Below are 14,714 nucleotides of genomic sequence, written 5' to 3' on the forward strand. Positions count from 1 at the left end.
AAAACCCGATACCAATCGGGTTTTTTTATAAGCTTAAACCAAGCTTAAAAATAGCATTAAATAACATATGAACACCTGATCCGTTTGGATCTCACACAATATTCTAACTTCTATTCTTTTACATTATCGCTAATTTAATCACAGGCACTAATGCCTTCATTGAACAAACGAAAATGAAAAAGATCAGCACATTTATTGCAGCAGGTTTATTCACAATACTTAGCGCTACAGCATTTGCATGCCCACAAGGAACAACACTGTCGGGTGGTACAGGTGCAAATCATAAAGGTGGTAAGTGCGTCGCAACCAGGAACGTGACGAAACATGATCAGGCAATGAAACAAGACAAAACGGCCAAACATGATCCAGCCATGAAGCAAGATAAAATGGTGAAACATGATTCAATGAAAGCCAATGATATGACCAATAAGTCCCATAAAGATTCTCATGTTCCAAGCCCGAATACACCCAAAGCTCAACCAGATACACATAAAGTCGCGAAGACATCTTAAAACAGCATAAAAAAAGCCAGTGAAATTCACTGGCTTTTTTCTCGATAAAATAATTCAGTTAGTGTGATGTCACAGAGACATGCTTATTATCCATTGCAGCACGCTGTTTACGTGCTTCATCTAACATGCGTTGTTCAATGTCTTTTCTAAAACCAAGCATAAATACCATTTCTGCCAAAACAAATAGTGGACCGATGGCTAGGCCAATCACATCATCCATAAAGGCCGGTTTTTTCTTTTCATAGAAATGCCCCACAAACTGGAACGCCCAGCCAACGACAAAAACACCAATACTGAGACCTAACCAAAGACCCAAATCAAACTGTGCAATTTTATACGCCAATGGATAAGCCATGGCATAGATCACTAGCATGATCACACCAAAAACTCGATCTAAGCTCAGGTAGTAAACAATACTCGCTAAGATCAAAACCATCGCCAAAGTAATTTCAAAACTGCCAATAGTCATGCCAGCTCTTGCGGTTAAGCACATAATTGAAAACACAATCAACGGAATACCCACAAAGTGGGTCACGATATTTTTATGATCAAGATGATAAGCTGCATACTGACTTAATAATTTTTCTAATTTACTCATACTGTATTTCCTTATTGCATGATATTGATCACGATATAGAATAACTTTAAAGGAAAACAGCCCATCAAGTTGTCGTCGACCTGACAAGTTGCTCGATCAATCACGAAAGGACGCGGAATGCTGGAAATTCAACATCAACAACAATTACTCAATAACAATTGGTTCGCCAAATTACCATCAACATATCAACAGTATATTGTGCAACATGCCAAATATATTGAGGTTGCAAAAGACCAAGCTGTTTTTCACTCTGGGGATTTATTTGATGGCATCTATGCAGTCTTGAACGGCGCAATTCGTTTAGGTCATGTCGACATTGAAGGTAAAGAAGCGGTTGCAGCGATTGCAGAACCGATTATGTGGTTTGGAGAAATTTCATTAATAGATCAGCAACCGCGTTCGCACGATGCGATTGCTATTCAAAAAAGTACCCTGCTCCATCTACCTAAACGCGATGTTGAAGAATTTATCCAAGCCACCCCAGAATTTTGGTTTCATATTGCCCAACTTGCTTCGCAGAAGTTACGTCTCGCCTTTTTAGAACTGATCGCAATCCAAAGTCAAAATATCAGTCAACGACTGGCTCAACGCTTACTGTTTATTTTAAGCGGTTATGGCAACCATCTCGCGATTACCAATGATGAAATTCATTTATCACAGGAGCAACTAGCTCAAATGCTGATGTGTTCACGCCAAACCATCAACCAAGAACTTCAAAACTTAGAAAAACAAGGGATACTGGCAATTGCTTTTAAAAAAATAAAAATTTTAGATCATGCAAAGCTGCATAAAATGGCACATAGCTCAGAATAGACAATCAAGCTTGCTCCTTAAGAGCGCAATTCATATAGAAGGACTTTATCAAAATATTGCTACTCAATTCTTATATTTTAGTGCATAGGAATATTTTTATTATGTCATTCATTAAAGCTATAACCATAAAAAAGCGAGTTTTAAAAACTCGCTTTTGGTCATGCTATATCGGTCTTAGACACCTACTTTTTTAGGGTCTGTATTGCCTAAACTTGGGTTATCAATTGCGCCCCGACATTGTGCTTTATCACGCTCATAATCGCTCTGTTTCTGTGCAACACTCGAAGAGCCATCTAAGGTCTCACGTGCCCATACTTCTAAGCTGGTCAAGGCTTTACGACACAGTGCGTATTTTCCTTCGGTCACTGAGTCTGTCATTTTGACATTGATACGCCAGTCCGTACTGAGTTTACGTGCAGGATGACGGACTTTAGCTTCAATCTGATCCAGTTGCTTGTTATAGACCAAGCCATCTACTTCATTGATAAACACCCAAGCACGCTGGGCATATTCCGTAGCGTCATTGGTAATTTTTGGCGCAGCCTTAATTTCTACTTTTTGTTCAGGAGCTTGCTCTGACCGCCCACAAGCTTGCAAAAGTAAACTGCTTACAATCATAGCAGTCAGCCCTAAAGTACGTAATTCGAGCTTCAACATGGTTAAACGCCTCAACAAACAATTGGGCACTATGCTAGTGAATTCAGTTACAATACACAATCAATTTTGACCTATTGATAAAGTCTTCTTCAAGGTGTGTTGTGTCCGAACTTAATCCCACTCCTGCGCAAGCTGCTGGCTTTTGGCAAGGGGCTAAGGATAGCCAAGCGATTATCTTTACTTATCTACCTGTTTCTTTTGCCTTTGGTGTATCCGCAACCCAGTTTGGCTTTAGTGCATGGGAAGCTTTATTTTTATCCTGCTCAATGTATGCGGGGGCCAGCCAGTTTTTAGTGGTTGCCCTATTGGGTAGTGGAACATCTATTTGGATGACTGCTCTCACTGTGATTGCCTTAGATATTCGTCACTTACTCTATGGCCCTGCGCTACAAAACTTAATTCAAGATAAACTAAACCTAAAGAAAACTGCTATATGGTCATGGGGGCTAACCGACGAAGTTTTTGCCTCAGGCATGATTAAACTGTCGCAGCGTCGCCAAGAGTGGTCTGAGTCTTGGATGCTCGGTTTAAGTCTGTTTAGTTGGCTCGCATGGGCTACAGGTTCTTTTCTAGGTGGAATGTTTGCAGACCAAGTCAGTCATTTACCCCAGTTTTTACAAGCCGCTCTAGACTTTCTATTGCCTGCACTGTTCTTAAGTTTCTTATTGGCAGCTTTTGAAAAGAAACACACTTTCGTGGTGGCTGTGACCATTCTTGTATCTGCCATTGCTTGCTATTTTATTGACTTATCTGCTGCAATTTTTATTGGTATCAGTTCAGGTATATTTGCAGGTTTGTTTAAACACTATGTACTGAAAAAACCAGACCCTGAACATATGGGAGATCAAGCATGAATATCGAAATTATCTTGGTCGGCATTGTAGTGGGTATTGCAAATTTTGCTTCACGCTTTGGCCCATTCTTCGTCATTCAAAAGTTCCAACAAGGTTCACAAAAGCGCGGTGCTTTATGGTTAAAGATTGCATTGGGTTCGATTGGTATTGCGGCGATCAGTTCAATGCTCGTGGTTGCGACTTTGCCACCACTGTTAGATACACCCAATAAAAGTTTTGCCATGTTAGTCGGCTTCATCGTATTAGCTGGACTTTATTTCAAGTTTAAGCAAATTGTCCCCGCTACACTCACCGCAGCACTGAGCTATGGTTTGGTTTATACCTATATTCCTCTGCCTTTTTAACCCATATCTTGCATCCATCAAAACTTGAAGCGCTCAGCTGTGCAAGTCATTTCCAGCTTGATTGGAAAAATTTATTTATCATCCTTTCCATGAAAATTTTGACTTTGGAATGCACAGCTTTATAAAAAAAATTGTTGGACAATATCATTAATTTATGTGAATGAACCCTGAACACTTTTAAGAGTTCTGCTATGCTAAAAGCCCATAAAATCAAGCATGGATGATTTACATGAGCGTTACTATTGGTACTCCACTTCAGCCTTCAGCATTTAAAGTCCTGCTATTGGGTTCTGGAGAGCTTGGGAAAGAAGTTGTGATTTCTTTACAACGTTTAGGTGTAGAAGTTCATGCTGCTGACCGTTACGATCATGCTCCTGCAATGCAAGTGGCACACTATGCCTATACCTTAAATATGGCAGATGCAACAGCGCTTAAACAACTCATTCAGGACGTTAAGCCGAATTTAATTGTTCCTGAAATTGAAGCCATTGCAACGCAAGTATTGGTTGAAATCGAACAAGATAAAATTGCAACAGTCATTCCCTCTGCAAAAGCGGTCAATTTAACCATGAACCGTGAAGGCATCCGTCGTTTAGCTGCGGAAGAACTGGGCTTACCGACATCGGCTTATCGTTTTGCAGATACTTTAGAATCTTTCCGTGCTGCATGTGATGACATTGGTTATCCAAACTTTGTTAAACCAGTCATGTCCTCTTCTGGTAAAGGCCAATCCCGCGTAAAAGAATTTTCAGAAGTAGATGCTGCTTGGGAATATGCACAAACAGGTGGTCGTGTAAATCAAGGGACAGTGATTGTAGAATCACAAATTGATTTTGATTTTGAAATTACGCTATTAACAGTACGTTCAAAAAACCCTGAAACAGGTGAAATTGAAACATCGTACTGCGACCCAATTGGTCACCGCCAAGATGCAGGCGACTATGTTGAAAGCTGGCAACCCCAAGCCATGACACCAGCAGCCCTTGACGAAGCAAAGCGTATTGCCAATAAAGTCACCATCGCATTAGGTGGCTGTGGTATTTTCGGTGTAGAACTCTTTGTCAAAGGCGATAAAGTGTGGTTTAGTGAAGTATCACCACGCCCACATGACACAGGTCTTGTGACACTTGCCTCTCAGTTCCAAAGTGAATTTGAATTACATGCACGTGCGATTTTGGGTCTGCCTGTAAACACAGCACGTCATAGCGTTGCAGCGAGCGCCGTGATCTATGCAGGTGTGGATGCAAATAACTTATCTTTTTCTGGCTTAAATCTTGCTTTGGCAAATCCAAATACTGATTTACGCATTTTTGGTAAACCAGAAGGCTTTACACGTCGCCGTATGGGCGTTGCGACAGCACGTGCTGAAACAACCGACCAAGCGCGTGAACTAGCAGCACAAACTGCTGGACTGGTTAGCGTTCATCAAAATTAAGCGTTGTTAAAATATACGGATACGGTTCATGATCAATACTTCTCCACTGCTTAACTATGTCAGCAGTAATCACGACATCAAAGCGATTAATCAATGGCGTAGTGATGTCGAAAATCAATTACAAGAAAGTTTTGATCATGGCCAATCCATTCGTGATGTCATTTTAACGCGTTCAAATATGATCGATGAAGCACTTATTTTCCTATGGAAATATGCAAAACTCGATCAGACAGACTTAAGTTTATTTGCTGTCGGTGGTTACGGTCGCCGAGAGATGCTGCCTTACTCTGATGTAGACATCATGATCTTGTCTGAGGATGAGTTTAGCGAAGAACAAGAGAAACTCATTTCTGTCTTTATTTCCTCACTTTGGGATGTCGGAAATTTCAAACCTGGTATTAGTGTACGCACCATTGCCAACTGTGTTGAACAAGCAACCTCCGACTTAACTGTTGCCACCGCCCTCATTGAGTCCCGTTTAATTACAGGCAATGAACACTTAGCTAAATGGCCACGACGCATTGTTTCACAAACATGGACAGACAAAACCTTCTATGATGCAAAAATGGAAGAACAGGCTAAGCGTTATGCACAGCATAATTTTACGGAAAGTAATCTAGAGCCCGATATTAAAAACGCGCCGGGTGGCATTCGGGACATTAACCAAATTGGTTGGATTGCTAAACGGCATTTCCGCGTCAACCGTATTTATGACTTGGTGCATTTAGGCTTTATTTCAGAGTTTGAGTTGGGGGTATTAGAAGAAGCCGAAAGCTTCCTCTGGGAAATTCGTCATCACCTACACCGCCTCACTAAACGTGATGAAAACCGTTTACTGTTCGACTATCAACGTGACATTGCCGCAAAGTTTGGCTATGTGCGTGAAGAAGGTAAATCACCGAATTATCCGATTGAACAATTCATGAAGCGTTATTATCGAAGCGCGCAACAAGTCACCACGCTGAATGAAATGCTGTTGGCTTATTTTAATGAATCTGTGATTACCCCACGCCTACCGAACTATGAGCGTAACATTGAAGAAATCAATGAAAATTTTAAACTGGTCGACGGCAAACTGGCAGTTCAACACCATAAAATTTTCTCTGAAAACCCAAGTGCTATTTTAGAAATTTTCTATTTATTGGCAAATCGACCTGAAATTACTGGTATCCGAGCACGTACGCTCCGCCTGTTGATTTTGGCGGCTAAACGCATTGACCAAAAATATAGAGATAATCCAGCACACCAAGCCCTGTTTATGGCCATCATTCGCTCCCCGCATCGTTTATACGAAACCATGGTGGCAATGAAACGTTATGGCGTTTTAGGTAACTATATTCCTGCATTTGGGCAGATTATGGGGTTGATGCAATATGACTTGTTCCATATCTATACCGTTGATGCACATACTTTATTATTACTGCGCAACTTAAACCGTTTCAAAGAACCTGAGTTTGCCAAAGACTTCCCTGTCGTGAGTTCAGTGTTCCAACGTCTGGCACGTCGGGACATTGTTTATTTGGCTGCCATTTTCCATGATATTGCTAAAGGCCGTGGTGGAGACCATAGTGAGCTAGGTGCAACCGATGCGATTGAATTCTGTCGTAGTCATGGTTTTACCGAACGTGAATGCAACCTTGTCGCATGGCTCATCCAAAACCATTTACTCATGTCCGTCACTTCTCAAAAGAAAGACATTTCTGACCCCGATGTGGTTAAAGCTTTTGCTGAGAAAATGGGCGACATGGAACATCTTGACTATCTATATACGTTGACTGTTTCAGATATCAATGCAACCAACCCTTCGCTTTGGAATACATGGCGTGCTTCTCTCATGCGTCAGCTCTATACGCATGCACGTGACGTGATTCGCTCAGGTTTAGGCCGTCCTGTTGATTATCAAATGCTAATTGAGGACACTAAGTTCTCTGCCAGTGAGCAACTGGTCGAAGAGTTTGCACTAGATGACGTCGAAAAAGTCTGGCAAGAACTGGGGGATGAATATTTCCTCAAAGAATCTGCTGATGAAATTGCTTGGCACACACGTGCTATTTTACAGCACGGTGACAACCCTGAACCGCTGGTTTTAATGCGTGCACAGCGTAAATTTGCTCAAGATGCAGTACAAATCTTTATTTATACACAAGATCAGCCCAACCTGTTTGCAACAACGGTTGCTATTCTTGATCGTATGAATTTGGACGTACAAGATGCGCGTATTATTACCGCAACCAAAGCATTTAGTTTAGACACTTATGTCGTACTTGACCGTTTTGGTACGCTGCTAACCGACCCTGAACGTGAAGCCAAAGTGCTGTCAGCGTTAAAAGATGCCTTAGCCAATTCAGATAAATACCCTGGGCTCATGCAACGTCGCATCCCACGTCAGCTACGCCATTTCGACATTGAAAACACCGTTGATATTACGCTGAATGAAGCACTGCAACAAAACATGGTCGAAATTGCAACACTTGACCATCCCGGCTTACTCGCCAAAGTGGGTGGGTTGTTTATGATGCAAGGGTTAGATATTCACTCTGCTAAAATTGCCACCCTAGGTGAGCGTGCCGAAGATATTTTCTTTGTCACCAAAAAAGATGGTCAACCTATGACTGAAGCTGAAGCTGAAACTTTTGCTGCACAACTAAAATCAGCCTTAGATGAAGCCTCTAGTCAGGTCTGTGGTCAACATTAACAATACACACTGGTATTTTGTTTCATGAATTCGAGTTTATCCCTTTTACATCCTTATCCTTTTGAAAAGTTGAATAAACTATTTCAGGATATTACTCCCGCAGACTTACCCCTCATTCCACTCTCGATTGGTGAGCCTAAGCATCCTGCACCCGAGTTTGTGAAACAAGCCATTATCGATAATTTCCAACATTTATCGACCTACCCAAACAGTAAAGGTATACCCGAATTACGCACCAGTATTGCAAACTGGCTAACCCGTCGTTTTCAACTCAATCAGATTAGTGCAGAAAACAATATATTGCCTGTTTCTGGCACCCGTGAAGCAATCTTTTCTTTTGTTCAAGCCTTGGTGAACCGTGAAGACGCGCCTTATGTGGTTATGCCTAACCCGTTCTACCAAATTTATGAAGGTGCAGCTTTACTTGCTGGGGCAAAACCGTATTTTGTAAATTGCACCGAAGAAAACGATTACCTCGGTGACTTTGATGCTGTACCTGCTGAAGTCTGGGAGAAAACAGCTCTGTTATTTGTTTGCACACCGGGCAACCCGACAGGTGCAGTACTATCAAAAGAACAATTCAAAAAGTTAATCGCACTTTCAGACCAATATGGTTTTGTGATTGCATCGGATGAATGCTATTCAGAACTTTGGTTTGATACTGCACCTGTGGGCCTACTCGAAGTTTGTGCTGAAATAGGCCGAGACGACTACAAAAATTGCGTCGTATTCCACTCACTATCTAAACGCTCAAACTTACCAGGTATGCGCTCTGGCTTTGTCGCGGGTGATGCGGCTTTACTCAAGCCTTATTTGCAATACCGTACCTATCATGGTGCAGCGATGCCTGTACAGCACCAATTGGCTTCGATTGCAGCATGGGATGACGAAGTGCATGTTGAAGAAAACCGTGTGCAATATCGTGCAAAATTTGATTTATTTCAAAAGGAATTGGGCCATATACTGCCCCTACAAAAACCAGATGCAGGCTTTTACTACTGGTTAAAAGTAGATAATGACGAAACTTTTGCAAAAATGCTCATGGAAAAAGCACATGTCAAAGTACTTCCAGGGCGTTACTTGTCACGCGATACTGACCAAGGTAACCCAGGCGAAAACCATGTGCGTCTTGCTCTAGTCGCCGATCTCGCACAGTGTGAACAAGTCATTGCTCGCTTAAAAGCAATTTTATAAATAAGCTCATCTAAAAAAGAAAACCTCCTATAACGGAGGTTTTCTCTTAATCAATTCTAAAAAATAAGAGCCCTAATCTATGTCTCTTATTTTTAATCATCCAGATACCATGAGCATGATTGCAAACCCAAGAAAACAAGTCCCTGACATCTTATAAAGCCAATCGAGTCGCTGAGTTAAAAAATGATTCCAGCGCTTCCAACCAAATAACTTAAGCAACAACAGATTCCACATCAGAACCACAGCCACCATCCAGAGACTCATTAAAAGCAAGGTATAAACATCAAATTTTGAATAAACCAGCAATATCAAACTACTGTAGAACATCATATTTTTAGGGTTCAGCAAACTCGACTGTAGACCTTGAGTAAAACATAGAATTCTCGTTTGATGAGTCGCAGGGTCATGCGCTTGAACGTCAACATTTTCATGATACTCATAACGAAAACACTGCATAGACAAATACAACAAATACGCAACACCTAATCCGCGTAGCAACATCAGAACATAGGCATGAATATGCCCAAGCCACCCCAGTAAAGTAAAAATAAGCGCTAGAATAAAAGCATTCCCAGCTGCAATACCGAAAACTGTATATCGTGCCCTTCTTTGACCCCTGTTTAATGCCGTCATCAAAATGAGGAAAAAATCGGGACCAGGAGAAAGCAAAGCCACAAAATGCGTCACAGCAATAACAATAAAAAGCTCCATCACTTATCTCTCTTTAAAAGTGAGACAAGCCTAACGACAGATTAAGCTCAACTCTTGGATAAAATTGCGCGATGTTGCTTTTGATAGAGCTTAGGAGTGGTGCCCGTTAAACTTTTAAAAACACGATGAAAATGACTTTGATCACTAAAGCCCAGTGTATAACTCAGTTGCGCTATATCCATGCCTTGTTTTAAAAAGGTGCGTGCATCATTAATTTTATGATTCAATTGATAAGCGTGCGGCGTCATGCCTAAAGATGATTTAAATAGCCGAATAATGGCATACCGACTCAATTGGACTTCTTGCGACATTTGCTCTAATGATAAAAACACGTCAGCATCCTGAATCATCGATAAAAGCTGCTTAAACTCTTGCTGTGCATAGTGTTGAGGAGCAAGCCATTCTAGTTGAATATATGGAAATAAAAGCTCAGTAAGTGTTGTGATTAAAGTTTGTTCTTTTTCCCAATACGACAGTGCAGTATCAAATAATTGACTGTTGAGGCAACTAAAGTCTTGATACATCTTTGGCTGTTTATACAGCACGGGTTTGAACTGCGGAATGTTATGACAAGTATCATCATGTCCAGTTTCTTGTAATAATTGTTTCAACCAATGTGCATCTAAATGCATCATTTGGTAGCTCCAAGCCTGATCTGGAACAGGATTACACGCATGTTCTACATGTGCAGGAACCAATACCAAGGTACCCGCGTCTATTTGTTGCGTTCCACCGAAGTGGCTAGTGAAAATACTGTTGCCTTGATCCACCGCTCCAATTGAAAATGTCGGATGACTATGGGCTTTATAACAAGCACGACTTGCACATGCCCGACGTGTTTCCACATAAGGCATGCGCGGATCACTCCAAAATTCAACTGAAGTACCTTGCTCTTTCATCACTACCGACACATCAACCGATTATTGTTGTAATGCTTTTTCAATATCTGCCTGAATCGCTTCAGGCTTGGTGGTTGGCGCATAACGATTAATTACTTTGCCATCTTTACCAATCAAAAATTTGGTAAAATTCCACTTAATGCCGCTGCCGAGAATCCCTTTGCTGTTATTGGTTAAATAACGGAATATGGCGTGGGCTTCAGGACCTTTTACATCGACTTTGGAAAACATGGGAAAAGTCACCCCATAGTTTTTCTGACAATACGTACCTATTTGCTCATTACTACCCGGATCTTGCCCCCCAAACTGATTACAAGGGAAGCCTAACACCTCAAACCCTTGTGCATGATATTGCTCATAAATTTTTTCTAATCCCGCAAATTGTGGTGTAAAACCACATTTACTGGCCGTATTGACTATGAGCAGCACTTCGCCCTCATAGTCAGCAAAGGATTTATTTTTTCCATCTAACAATTCCGCTTCAAACTGATAAATGTTGGTCATGGATAAGTATCCTCATCACTTTTTTCTTGTGTTTCTAGTTCTAATGAAGCCGAGTTTACACAGTAACGTAAACCTGTAGGCTCAGGTCCATCTGTAAAAACATGGCCTAAATGAGCATCACAGTGATGACATACAATTTCGGTACGCACCATGCCATGTGTTGTATCTTGATGCTCTTCTATCACAGTCGTATTGAGTGGCTTATAAAAACTTGGCCAGCCGCAACCACTGTCATATTTATTTTCAGAATTAAATAATGGCGTACCACAGCAGCGACATACATAAGTGCCGGCTTGTTTAGTATTCCAATATTTCCCCGTAAAGGCTGGTTCCGTCCCCTTTTGTCGCGTAATGCGAAATTCGTCAGGTGATAACTCTCTCTGCCATTCTCGGTCTGTTTTATTGAGTTTTCCCATGATCACGTCCCTTTCTATCTTGCTATTTAAAATAGGATAATCCTATATTTACGTGATTCATCTTAAAATTTCTAGTCTTTAGTTCACAATTTACAAAAGACCTATAATTCCAACAAAAGCAAAAAGAAAGCATTATGGAAATATGGTGAGCATTTTATTTTCTTAAATGCTTTTTTGTGAGCAAATTTAGTGTTAGTCTTATTGACATTCTTGCTTAGGATTAAAAAATGTCGCAAAAAAAGAGCGTTATTTTTAAACATCTACTGCCTGTGATTAAACAATATCAACAGGTAGGATATACGCATGAAAAAATTGTTGCTTTACTCAGAGATGAACATGATCTCGATCTGGTAACAACTGAAACATTTAAAAGTTATTTATATCGTTATGCAAAAGTGACCTCCACTCTTTCCGAGAACATCAAAATGCCGAACACTCACCAAACCCCACGCGAAATAAAAAAATCGTCTAAGCTCGAGCATGTTTGCTACGACATCCGTGGACCAGTGTTGCGAGCGGCCAATGAAATGGAAGAAGCCGGTCATAAAATTATCAAACTGAATATTGGTAACCCTGCACCGTTTGGTTTTGAAGCTCCTCAAGAGATTATTAATGATGTAGCTTTAAACCTGCCAAATGCAGTGGGCTATACCGACTCAAAAGGGATTTTCCCTGCGCGTAAAGCCATCTGTCAGTACTATCAGCAAAAAGGCATCTTAGATATGCATGTCAATGACGTGTATATCGGCAATGGTGTCTCTGAATTGATTGTGATGGCCATGCAAGGCTTGTTAGATGATGGTGACGAGATGCTCGTGCCAATGCCTGACTATCCCCTTTGGACAGCTGCGGTGAACCTTTCAGGCGGTACAGCCATTCATTATAAATGTGATGAAGAAAACTTTTGGTATCCCGACATTGCAGATATGGAGAGTAAAATCACACCACGTACCCGCGGTATCGTGATTATCAATCCAAACAACCCAACTGGTGCAGTTTATCCACGTCATGTACTTGAGCAAATTGTCGCTTTGGCTAAAAAGCATGATTTGATTTTGTTTGCAGATGAAATTTACGACAAAATCGTTTATGACGGTATTGAACATGTTTCTGTAGCAGCATTAGCTGGTGACCAACTCTGTATCTCTTTCAATGGTTTATCTAAAGCATACCGTATTGCGGGTTACCGTTCAGGCTGGATGGCAATCACAGGCGATAAGTCTCGTGCAGTCGACTATATTGAAGGTTTAGACATGCTCGCTTCTATGCGTTTATGTGCTAACCACCAAGCACAGTATGCCATTCAAACTGCTTTAGGCGGCTACCAGTCAATCAATGATTTAATTCGTCCAGGCGGTCGTTTATACGAACAGCGTAATATTGCTTGGCAAATGTTGAATGATATTCCGGGTGTATCTTGTGTTAAGCCTGAAGGCGCGATGTATTGCTTCCCGAAATTGGACCCAGAAATCTATCCAGTTCAAGATGACGAAAAACTGATGCTTGATCTACTTCGTGCGGAAAAAGTACTTCTAGTTCAAGGCACAGGCTTTAACTGGCCAACACCAGATCATTTCCGTGTGGTGTTCTTACCTGCTGAAAATGAACTACGTGAAGCCATTACACGTGTAGGTCGTTTCCTTGCGAAAATGCGTTAATTGATCACTTAAAAAAAACCGTACTTTATGTACGGTTTTTTTATTTACAAAACTGTAATACTTCACTTTTTAAGTTTGGCATAAGTTTAAATTAAGCAGCCACATTGCTGTGATTCCATGTACATGATGGGGAGTCGCTTATGGGGACAATTGCGGTAACATCTTGGAAATATAATGCTTCCACACGCTATTTAAAAATTTTCTATGCCGATGGTTCAGGCGAGCTGTACCACCCTGTGCCTGAATTTATTTATAACAACTTAGTTCGATGTAATAATAAAACAGCCTTTGTTCATAAATATTTAGAATATGATTTGCACTTTACGCGCTTAAGTATTCATTAATTTTTAAAGCTCAAACAATCAGGATTTATCCTGATTGTTTTTCATAATCCCACGTCACCAGCAACAAGCCCGCACCAATCGCCAGTGTAGACAGGTTAAACTGCTCGTCTTGCTGAATAAGCGCGATGAAGTCCGTGACTTGATCGGCATGCGATAGAACATTATCAACCACCAAAACTCCGCGTGAAACACACATCAATCGTTTCAAATTTGGCCAATAGTCGACATAAGCATCACGTTCAGCATCTAGCAAGATAAAATCAAAGATGGCTTGCGACTGCTTCAAATATTCAGCTGCGTCACCCACCCAAAACTCAACGCCATTGGATAAATTGAAATCCGCAAGATGAGCAGCGGCTTGTTGACTTCTGTCAGCATCAATTTCCAAAGTGGTTAATCGAGCATTCACTTGTTGTGCTGCATAAGCCAACCATAAGGTTGAGTAGCCGGTTGATGTTCCTATTTCTAATATCTGCTGAGACTGTTGAATATGCACCAGTTGCGCCAAAAATTGTGCAGACTCAGGCTCAATATTACGAAAGCGCGCAATGCGATCTGCTTGCGTACTGTCATGTTCTTGAAAGCGATGATATAAAGCCGATACTCTACTCAAAAATTCTGCATGCATCATCCAATCCCCCTCTACTTTACTTAGCGTTGTTTATACTTCTTGAATCAGTTTAAAGCGCTCAACTTCACGGTCATCTTCTAGCATTACCGTTTCAGTAAACATGGCAAGTGGACGTACCCAAATCGAGTAATCACCATATAAACACTGATAAACCACTAATTTTTCTTCAGTTTCACTATGCGTCGCCACATGTAAAACTTGATACAATTGCCCTTTATAATGCTGATAGATACCACGCTGTAATTGCATCACTTGCTTCCCTATTTTTTAACTGTCTCGATCATACCTAATTTATTCTACTTAAACTGCAAATCACTTGAAAAATCATTTAAATTCCCCATATAGCTTTATGAAATAATTGAAGAAAACATCTTTAAATCTATAAAACCGATTATTAAAATAAAAACAAACTGTTTTATCTATTTTTAGATTTACTCTATGATTCTTCT

The 14,714-nt window shown here is 40.8% G+C and carries 17 protein-coding genes; 9 read left to right on the forward strand and 8 right to left on the reverse strand.

Annotated elements, in window-relative coordinates; translation table 11 throughout:
• Positions 1 to 173 precede the first annotated feature (173 nt).
• Positions 174 to 512 carry a hypothetical protein gene (locus RR876_RS15540; protein ID WP_332478191.1) on the forward strand — a complete coding sequence of 113 codons (339 nt, stop codon included), beginning with the start codon at positions 174 to 176 and terminating at the stop codon, positions 510 to 512.
• Between the two features lie 58 nt (positions 513 to 570).
• On the opposite strand, the gene RR876_RS15545 is transcribed toward RR876_RS15540, so the two are convergent.
• Positions 571 to 1,110: an Mpo1-like protein gene (locus tag RR876_RS15545; protein WP_332478190.1), complete on the reverse strand. Its 540-nt coding sequence runs from the start codon at positions 1,108 to 1,110 to the stop codon at positions 571 to 573.
• 117 nt (positions 1,111 to 1,227) lie between these two features.
• Here RR876_RS15545 and RR876_RS15550 point away from each other — a divergent pair, with 117 nt between their 5' ends.
• On the forward strand, positions 1,228 to 1,923 hold the full coding sequence (locus RR876_RS15550) for a Crp/Fnr family transcriptional regulator (protein ID WP_332478189.1): 696 nt from the start codon (positions 1,228 to 1,230) through the stop codon (positions 1,921 to 1,923).
• A 174-nt stretch (positions 1,924 to 2,097) separates the two neighbouring features.
• On the opposite strand, the gene RR876_RS15555 is transcribed toward RR876_RS15550, so the two are convergent.
• Positions 2,098 to 2,580, reverse strand: a complete 483-nt coding sequence (locus RR876_RS15555) for a hypothetical protein (protein WP_332478188.1) — start codon at positions 2,578 to 2,580, stop codon at positions 2,098 to 2,100.
• A gap of 101 nt (positions 2,581 to 2,681) precedes the next feature.
• On the opposite strand from RR876_RS15555, the gene RR876_RS15560 reads away from it, so the two are divergent.
• From RR876_RS15560 to dapC, 5 genes are all read left to right on the forward strand, one after another.
• Positions 2,682 to 3,434: an AzlC family ABC transporter permease gene (locus tag RR876_RS15560; protein WP_004693451.1), complete on the forward strand. Its 753-nt coding sequence runs from the start codon at positions 2,682 to 2,684 to the stop codon at positions 3,432 to 3,434.
• The gene (ygaH, locus tag RR876_RS15565) at positions 3,431 to 3,778 is read left to right on the forward strand and encodes an L-valine transporter subunit YgaH (protein ID WP_234966187.1); all 348 of its coding nucleotides are present in this window, start codon (positions 3,431 to 3,433) and stop codon (positions 3,776 to 3,778) included. Before RR876_RS15560 ends, ygaH begins: the two co-directional genes overlap by 4 nt.
• 220 nt (positions 3,779 to 3,998) lie before the next feature.
• The gene (gene purT / locus RR876_RS15570; RefSeq protein WP_332478187.1) at positions 3,999 to 5,213 is read left to right on the forward strand and encodes a formate-dependent phosphoribosylglycinamide formyltransferase; all 1,215 of its coding nucleotides are present in this window, start codon (positions 3,999 to 4,001) and stop codon (positions 5,211 to 5,213) included.
• A 28-nt stretch (positions 5,214 to 5,241) separates the two neighbouring features.
• Complete coding sequence (gene glnD, locus RR876_RS15575; protein WP_332478186.1) at positions 5,242 to 7,908, forward strand: [protein-PII] uridylyltransferase; 2,667 nt, start codon at positions 5,242 to 5,244, stop codon at positions 7,906 to 7,908.
• Between the two features lie 24 nt (positions 7,909 to 7,932).
• On the forward strand, positions 7,933 to 9,102 hold the full coding sequence (gene dapC, locus RR876_RS15580; protein WP_332478185.1) for a succinyldiaminopimelate transaminase: 1,170 nt from the start codon (positions 7,933 to 7,935) through the stop codon (positions 9,100 to 9,102).
• A gap of 96 nt (positions 9,103 to 9,198) precedes the next feature.
• Here the strand turns inward: dapC and RR876_RS15585 are convergent, their stop codons facing one another.
• Genes RR876_RS15585 through msrB form a run of 4 tightly spaced genes read right to left on the reverse strand, consistent with a single transcriptional unit; the run spans position 9,199 to position 11,632 of the window.
• A complete protein-coding gene (locus RR876_RS15585) occupies positions 9,199 to 9,813 on the reverse strand; it encodes a LysE family translocator (protein WP_332478237.1) in 615 nt (204 codons plus the stop codon).
• 47 nt (positions 9,814 to 9,860) lie between these two features.
• Positions 9,861 to 10,712, reverse strand: coding sequence for an AraC family transcriptional regulator (locus RR876_RS15590; protein ID WP_332478236.1), 852 nt, complete (start codon positions 10,710 to 10,712; stop codon positions 9,861 to 9,863).
• A 21-nt stretch (positions 10,713 to 10,733) separates the two neighbouring features.
• Positions 10,734 to 11,216: a glutathione peroxidase gene (locus RR876_RS15595; protein WP_004980122.1), complete on the reverse strand. Its 483-nt coding sequence runs from the start codon at positions 11,214 to 11,216 to the stop codon at positions 10,734 to 10,736.
• Positions 11,213 to 11,632, reverse strand: a complete 420-nt coding sequence (gene msrB / locus RR876_RS15600; RefSeq protein WP_005399615.1) for a peptide-methionine (R)-S-oxide reductase MsrB — start codon at positions 11,630 to 11,632, stop codon at positions 11,213 to 11,215. The genes RR876_RS15595 and msrB overlap by 4 nt, the downstream gene beginning before the upstream one ends.
• Positions 11,633 to 11,859: 227 nt before the next feature.
• On the opposite strand from msrB, the gene RR876_RS15605 reads away from it, so the two are divergent.
• Positions 11,860 to 13,290: a pyridoxal phosphate-dependent aminotransferase gene (locus tag RR876_RS15605; protein WP_332478184.1), complete on the forward strand. Its 1,431-nt coding sequence runs from the start codon at positions 11,860 to 11,862 to the stop codon at positions 13,288 to 13,290.
• Between the two features lie 140 nt (positions 13,291 to 13,430).
• Complete coding sequence (locus RR876_RS15610; protein WP_004980128.1) at positions 13,431 to 13,634, forward strand: KTSC domain-containing protein; 204 nt, start codon at positions 13,431 to 13,433, stop codon at positions 13,632 to 13,634.
• A 25-nt stretch (positions 13,635 to 13,659) separates the two neighbouring features.
• Here the strand turns inward: RR876_RS15610 and RR876_RS15615 are convergent, their stop codons facing one another.
• Together RR876_RS15615 and RR876_RS15620 are read right to left on the reverse strand one after the other, a co-directional pair.
• Entirely contained in the window at positions 13,660 to 14,265 is a 606-nt protein-coding gene (locus tag RR876_RS15615) for a class I SAM-dependent methyltransferase (RefSeq protein WP_332478183.1), read from the reverse strand.
• Between the two features lie 30 nt (positions 14,266 to 14,295).
• Positions 14,296 to 14,514, reverse strand: coding sequence for a DUF1653 domain-containing protein (locus tag RR876_RS15620; protein WP_004693482.1), 219 nt, complete (start codon positions 14,512 to 14,514; stop codon positions 14,296 to 14,298).
• Positions 14,515 to 14,714 lie beyond the last annotated feature (200 nt).

Source organism: Acinetobacter sp. (genome assembly GCF_036666595.1).
In the GTDB taxonomy this organism is placed as follows: Bacteria; Pseudomonadota; Gammaproteobacteria; order Pseudomonadales; family Moraxellaceae; genus Acinetobacter.